The organism is Treponema sp. R80B11-R83G3 (assembly GCF_054786115.1).
Genome location: NZ_BDHF01000073.1, coordinates 1 through 6,278 on the forward strand (window position 1 = coordinate 1; position 6,278 = coordinate 6,278).

Sequence of the window (6,278 nt, forward strand, 5' to 3'; positions counted from 1 at the left end):
CTTCAATTCTGTCTTTTGGAAAATACGCTGAAAAAGAAAAATTATTGTACTGTTCTAAAACTTTTTTAATAGCGGCGGGACTTAAAGACACTTTAGGAAACCGAAATGATAAATCTTTAAAAATATCACTTTTAAAGTAGGATGTTTATGAAAACGTTAATCACTCTTTTTATTCGCAGGCCTGTAACAGTTATTATGATACTGACTGCGTTAATTTTTGCGGCTATCTTTTCTCTTATTAATATGCCTGTCAGCAGATTGCCGATATTTTCGGTACCGAGAGTGACAGTAGAGACGCTGTATCCGGGCATGGCGGCTGATGAAATAAGAAGCATGGTTACCATTCCGCTTGAAGACGGTCTTTCCCCAATTAAAGGGCTTGAAAGAATTAGGAGCGTGTCACGCGACAACAGGTCTCTTATCAGCCTTGATTTCCGCTGGGGTACCGACACGATGGCGGCTTCAGTGCTTGTCCGCGAAGCAATTGACGCTGTTTATCCGGGACTTCCCGAAAGAGTAAACAAACCGACAGTAACATCGGCAGACACGGGGAATGAAGTTCATACCATAGTGGCTGTTAGTTCACATAACGGGAATGGCGAATTTGCGCGTAAACTCGCGGAGTACGAAATACAGGCGCGTTTGCGAAGAATCGACGGAGTTGGCTCCGTAACGCTTATTGGCGGTGAAATTAACGAAGAGCGACTTTCTCTTGACGTGCAACGTCTTGCCGCTCTTGGCATTGCCCCCTCTGACTTTACAAACCTTGTCGCGCAGGAAACCGCTGATATTCCCGCCGGAAACGCGCGTGAGGGAAACATGGAATTAGTTGTCGTAAGCTCTGGAAAACCTGACTCTGTTTCTTCACTTTCACAAATTATTCTTCCTGCAAGTGCCGTTAACGGCAACTCCTTTAAAATTGAAGATGCGGCGAAAATTTCTAACTCTACCGCCCGTCGGGAAAGCATATTTGTTTACAACGGTAAAGAAGCCACAGCCTTGGAGATTTATCGCAGGCCAGGCTCCGACCCGCTGCGGCTGTCAAAAGAAATAAAAAAAACAATTGATGAGGCTAATTCTCTCTTTTCCCGTGACGCGAAAATTGAACTTGTTACGGATTCATCATCATCACTTATAAGCGGCATAACAGGCTTATTAATATCAGCCGCTCTTGGCGTAACGGCAGTAATAGCGGTTCTTTTGCTTTTTATTCAACGTATTAAATACAGCCTGCTCACTGCGTTTTCAATTCCCGTTTCAGCCGCAGCGGGCATTTGCGTTCTTTCCGTTATGGGAAAATCTCTAAACAGCATGAGCCTTGGCGGACTAGCAATGGGGATAGGCCTTGTTTCCGACATCAGCGTAATAATAATTGATCTGCTTCATCAGGCTTTTGAAAAAAGACAAACTACGCCAGAACCGGAAGAAATCGGAAACAAAGCTGCGTCAATAGCGGGATCAAACATCGCCTCTACCATTACAACGTCTCTTGTTTTTATTCCGATTATTATGTTGCCAGGCCCTTTAGGCAGTCTCTTTGGCGATATAGCCGTCTCCCTTGTAACATCGGTAGCCGCAGGATGGCTTTACGCCCAGTTTTTTCTTCCTTCTCTTTATTCCATGTTCTTTGGCAATCAACTAACGGCCAATAAAAATATAACTATTAGTAAATATAAAATAACTAAAATTAAATCAGTTTTTACAAATGGCAGTCTTGAAAAAAAGTATGTTTTTTTGCTTTCAACTATTCTCCGCAAATCGGACAGGTTTTTAACCGTTTCCGCGTTATTAAGTATTGTTGGTTTCCTTACTCTCCTAATGCGTCCGGTAGTTTTCATTAATCCTGATGAAGCGGAAGAAGTACAAGTTTCGATAATTTACCCCCACGGAACTTTGTTGGAAACAATAATAAATAGTAGTCAAGATACCTCCATAATAGTGTCAAGACTGCCGTTTGTAAAAACTGTTTATGGAATTGCCGGCGCGGAAGAAGGAGACGTAAGCAGAAGGGCGGATATTGATTATAAAAAAGAAGAACTTATTTTGCACTGTATGCTTAAGAAGAGTGTTAAGCCGGAAAAAGCGTTAGTTGAAATTAAAAAAGTTTTAGAACAGTACAATAATTTTTCTTTTTCAGCGTATTTTCCAAAAGACAGAATTGAAGTTCTTTTGGGTTTATCGGCGGAGCGGACATTTGTAATTAAAGGCAAAGACAGGGAAGAACTGCTTGAGCGCCTTGATTTTGCGCAAAATGAATTTAAATCCGCGACTACAGCGGTAAATTTCCGTCCTTGGGGAAAAAGGCCTGAAATACGGGTATACCCAAACAGGGAAACTGCCGCATATCTTTCAATTCCTGCGTCACAGATAGCGGAAACGCTCTACATTCTTAACGAGGGAGTCGTAACAACAAAACTTGAAATTGAAGGCAAACCTTTAAATGTTCGCGTAACGGGTGATTGGGGAACGTATAATAATCCAATTCAACTGCTTGAACAAATCCCGTTAAAATCAAAACAGGGAAAAAATGTATATCTTGGTTCTCTTGTAAAAATAGAACAAAAAGAAGCGGAAGCGTCTCTTGCGCGGTTGGACAGATCCGATGTCGTATACGCCGATATAGCCGCCGTAAAGAAAATTCCGTCTTTTGTTAAAAAATTAACCGCGCAATTTCCCTGGTTTACGAGGGCCGATGAATCGGTATTCAGCCGCTATAAAAACTCTTTGATTTTTTACATTATCCTCGTGCTTGTTCTTCTGTACATGACAATGGGCGCTCAATTTGAATCTTTCCTGCTCCCGCTTATTTTAATGTTGAGCATTCCATTTTCACTTGCGGGAGCTGGACCCGCTCTTATTATCAGCGGCTCAAAAATTGATTCGGGCGCGGTACTTGGATTAACCGCTCTTTTCGGGCTTGTTGTGAATAACAGCCTTATTCTATTTGAAATCAGCGAACAAAAAATTCGCGAAGGTTTTTCTGTGGCAGACGCAGTTTGCAATGGGGCTAAAGAACGCCTTCAGGCGATTTTAATCACAATGACAACCACTATTTTCGCTCTTTTACCGCTAATCTTTAGTCCTTTAGGAAATTCGCAAAAATCCATGGCGGCTGCAATGTTAGGAGGGCTGACCGTATCAACTTTAATTAGTCTGTTTGCGATTCCTTCCGTTTTAATTCGGTATTTTAATTGGAAACTTCACAGTGAGGACGTTAAATGAAATATATTGCTTCCCGTTTAGAAAGAAAAAAAATGAGCCTCTGTATTTTAGCGGGAATCTGCGCTTTATCGTTATTTGTCATTGTCAACTCAAATGTAAAAATTAAAGAAAATAAAGGAGGGTCTTATGTAATAAAAATAAAACACTACGGTATTGACGCAAAAGAAATGGAAAGAAGCGTAACCATTCCGCTTGAGGACGCGCTTTTTTCCATTCAAGGCGTAATGGCGGTTCAAAGCTCCAGCGAAAACAGCCTGTCAAGCGTTTTTGTACGCTTCAGGCCGGGAACGCACGGCAGGTATGAAGCAATTCGCGATGCGGCGCAAAGGATATATGAAACGCTCCCGTCATCGGCGCAAAGACCGGAGATTTTAAGTTCTAATAACTCAAGGATTCCGGTTTGGTCAGCCGCCGTTATAATGGACGACTTTGACAACGCGCCACAAATGTTGGAAAAAATTGTAAAACCACGATTTGAAAGCCTTGAAGGAGCGGGAGAAGTTATTGTCTCAGGAGTGGGATTAAAAGAAATATATATAATACTTGATCAGGAAAAAATTGGTCTTCTTGGATTAGAGCCGTCAACAATAATGTCTGTTCTGGGATTAAATGATTCAATTTTTTCCGGCGGAATGGTTACGCAAAATAACAGGGAAATAATTGTTACTGTAGACGGACGTTACTCGTCATTTAACGCGGTGTTAATACCATTTGGAGAAGGAAAATATGTTGAGCTTTCAGATATTGCAGTTATCAGCGAACGAGATAGGGAGCCGGATATTCTTTCGCGATTAAACGGAGAGAAAACCGCAAGTATCGCAATTATGGGACGGCATGGCGCGGATTTGCGCAAACTGTCTTCTGATATAAAAAAGGAATTATCTATTCTTTCTCTGCCTATAGAATTTACAATTTTATCTGATCTTGGAGCGGAAGAAAGCGCCGCTTTCAAATCTGTTCTTAACGCCGCATTGTCGGGCGCGGTCATGGTCGCGTTAATAAGTTTTCTGTTAAGCGGAAAAAATAGCGTAAACATTGCCGGTCTTTTCTGCGCATTATCAATTCCGTTAATTTGTTTAATATCAATCGCAATCCTAATGATGATTGGCTTTTCGCCCGATAAACTTCTTCTTGCGGGAATTGCCGCCGGAGTTTGCACCGCAATTGACGCCGTTATTCTCTGCTCAGAAAAACTAAGAAAATGTTTTAATTACAAATCCGCTAAAGCGGCTTTGTCCGCTCAAGCGGCTTTATCCGCTCTTACCGGGCCGTTATTAGCGGGAGGAGCGACAACTATTGTCGCTTTAATTCCGCTTTTAACAATGGAAGATAACTCAAAAATTATCGCAAGCGCAATAGCAGTTGTAACCGTCACCGCGCTTGTATTAAGCCTTACGCTATTACCGCCGCTTCTTCTCTGGGAATTAAATGCCAACAAACAAAAATATTTATTTAAAGTTCCGCAATTATTTATCATCGCAGGGCGGCGGATTTCACATCACCTATGCAGATGTTTTGCCTCTGTTGTAAGATACTGCAATCATTACCCGCTTGTAATTTTATCATCATGCGCTATTATCTCTATTTTTACAATCATCGTATTATCAGTAAAAGGAGTAGACACATCAAGTTATAGCTCGGAAGATTCAGTTTACGCGCAAATTGAATTTAGCGGAGGCCTTCACGCGCAGGAAGCAGATCGCCTAATGACTGCTTACAGCAAACAGTTAGTAAAACAGCCGGGAATAAAAAATGTAGAAACAAGCGCGAGAACAGGTTCAGGTTCCCTCCTTATCTCTTTTGATCCTAAACAAACGCATGCGAATCTTGTCAGGAAATTGGCAAGAGAAATTTATATTCCGGGCGGATTTATATTTTTTCATGAAAACTCGGCGAAGGATCGGTACTGGGAAATTTTTATTTACGGCGATGAAGATAAAAAATGCAGGGAATTTGCCGAGTCGCTTGCGCATATTTGCGCGGAACATCCGTTAGTTCGCGAAAGAGTTCTTAATTTTAAACAGGGAAGCAATAAATTGATTCTGCTGCCGGACAGGGAAATTTTTGCGGAATCGAAAGTTAATTTTTATTCTGCGGCGTCCAAAGTCCGGCTTGGAGTATACGGCCCTGTAGCGTACAAAAAAATTGATCAAAACGGGGAAACAGACGTAAGAGTCAGCACAAACGGAAACGAAATGTATCAATCAAGAGAAGGCGCGTTGAATTTACTTGTTTCGGCAAAGAGAGAAGAAAACATTTCTTATTTACAAATTGATTCCCTTATGAAGAAAAAAGAAGAAATTGAGCCGTCAAGCATCAGGAGGGACAGCCGCAGAAGATTCGCTTCTATAACAATTACTACTAAACCTATGGATCCACGTCGGGTAAAAAAGGAACTGGCAAACTTGTTTGAAAAACTGGAGCTTGATCCGGGTTATTCAGTAGAATTTGATCCTGAAGCCATTAAACAAAGTGAAAATTTATCAGCAACCGTATTTTCATTTGTTTTGGCAATTATTTTCTGTTACATGATCATCGCGGCAATTAACGAATCATTTACAGTTCCATTACTTGTTCTTTCGTCAATTCCGCCTTCTTTGGCCGTTCCCGCTTTAATTCTGATTTTGACAGGAAACTCATATAATTCCGCTGTCGCCTGCGCGTTTATTGTCGTAAGCGGAATGACAGTTAACGCGGCGATTTTATGCGTAGACGGCCTTCGTTCAAAAATTAAAAAAGGAAAAGAAAAATCAACATTTAATATTTATTACGCTATCCGGTTAAAGATACCCGCCCTTATTTCCACAACCGGCACAACCGTTGCCGGCGCAATTCCGTTTCTTTTTCTGACAGAGGGCGCTAACACATTGATACGCACAATATCGCTTGTCAGCGCTCTTGGAGTAGCGTGCTCATTTTTTTTATCGATTACTGTAATTCCGTCAATTTTATCTATCATTGGAACATTTAAAAACCCCGCTTGTGCGGGATAAAACAAAAAATTTGGGAGAATAAAAATGTCTAGTAAATTTAATAAAATAATTTCTATATTATTA

2 protein-coding genes are annotated in these 6,278 nt (G+C 41.0%); both read left to right on the plus strand.

Going from position 1 to position 6,278, the window contains the following annotated elements; translation table 11 throughout:
• Positions 1-147 precede the first annotated feature (147 nt).
• Positions 148-3,222 (plus strand): efflux RND transporter permease subunit, encoded by a 3,075-nt coding sequence (locus ACYVRH_RS09690; protein ID WP_461256711.1) that lies wholly within the window; start codon positions 148-150, stop codon positions 3,220-3,222.
• The gene (locus tag ACYVRH_RS09695) at positions 3,219-6,215 is read left to right on the plus strand and encodes an efflux RND transporter permease subunit (protein ID WP_461256712.1); all 2,997 of its coding nucleotides are present in this window, start codon (positions 3,219-3,221) and stop codon (positions 6,213-6,215) included. The genes ACYVRH_RS09690 and ACYVRH_RS09695 overlap by 4 nt, the downstream gene beginning before the upstream one ends.
• The last annotated feature ends 63 nt before the right edge of the window (positions 6,216-6,278 follow it).

Excerpts from the sequence above, each read along its gene's own strand:
- ACYVRH_RS09695 (WP_461256712.1), top strand. The coding sequence starts at position 3,219 with ATGAAATATATTGCTTCCCGTTTAGAAAGAAAAAAAATGAGCCTCTGT.
- ACYVRH_RS09690 (WP_461256711.1), top strand. The coding sequence starts at position 148 with ATGAAAACGTTAATCACTCTTTTTATTCGCAGGCCTGTAACAGTTATT.